Annotated in this window: 1 pseudogene; it reads left to right on the top strand. The window is 59.4% G+C overall.

Annotated features, from left to right (window positions below):
• Positions 1-1060 (top strand): annotated as a pseudogene (locus tag E5J99_RS20950) (ISLre2-like element ISRsl1 family transposase); the annotation flags it as partial.
• Positions 1061-1080: the final 20 nt, after the last annotated feature.

The raw sequence follows: 1080 nt of genomic DNA, 5'->3' as shown, positions 1-1080 counted from the left end.
GTGTTGGAGCGCAACGTGGGTCCCGTGCCGGCCGACCGACGTAAAAAAAAAGATGACGACGCGTTTTGGCCCAATTCAAATAGCCAACAGTCAGGCCTTTAGTCATCATCTGAACGGGTTTGGCATCAGCCCCTACCTGCAGGAGAAACTGGTTTTTTTAGGGCAGTTCGAGGTCTATCAACAGGCCTCCGCATTAGCCGAAACGCTGCTGGGCCTGTCCGTGGGGGCCAGCCAGATTGACCGCCTGACGCACTTTTACGGCGGGGCCATCGCCGACGAGCTCGACCAGGCGGCCACCCCCGAAGCGCCCGAGACGGCCCCCGTGGGGGTCGTCTACGCGCAGGCCGACGGGGCGATGCTGCTAACCGACGAGGGCTACAAAGAGGCCAAACTGGGCCGCATTTTTGCGGCCTCGGCCTTGCGAACCAGCGTCGTGGAGGAGCGGGGCGGACACATTGCCTCGTCGGTTTTTGTGGGCCATCTGGGGAATGCGGCAGCGTTTGGGGTCAAATTAGCGAAGCAACTCGACCCCTATAAAGACCGGGGGCGCGACCTGGTCTTTATCAGCGACGGGGCACTTTGGCTGCGTCAGCTGATGGAAAAAACGTGCCCGCAGGCGACGCTGATTTTGGACATCTACCACGCCATGGAACACATCGGCTCCGCTGGAAAGGCTTTTTTGGGGACCGGTGCAGCGGCTTCGGGTTGGTTCGACGAACAACGCAAATTACTATTAGATAGTAAATTAGATGAAGTATTGACGAATCTAAATCGACTGCCAATCGCCCCGGCCTTACGCGATTCCGTGTGCGCGTACCTCCGGTCAAACCGCGACCGGATGGATTATAAAACGTACCGCGAACGCGGGTTGTTGATTGGCTCGGGAGCCATCGAATCCGCCCACCGAACGGTGATGCAACGGCGTCTGAAGCGCGCGGGCCAACGCTGGAGCACCAACGGCGCACAGCGGGTCTTGACCTTGCGCGTCTGCGCGATGAGTAACCGATGGCAGCTGGTACGCCAACACATTGAACCCTTCAACACGGCCAGGGCGGCGTAGCGACAATTTGGGTTGCACCC

Origin of the sequence: Hymenobacter elongatus, assembly GCF_004745955.1 — a bacterium.
Classification (GTDB): domain Bacteria; phylum Bacteroidota; class Bacteroidia; order Cytophagales; family Hymenobacteraceae; genus Hymenobacter; species Hymenobacter elongatus.
Note: the sequence above shows the minus strand (reverse complement) of the source record. Positions and strands in the feature narration are given on the sequence as shown.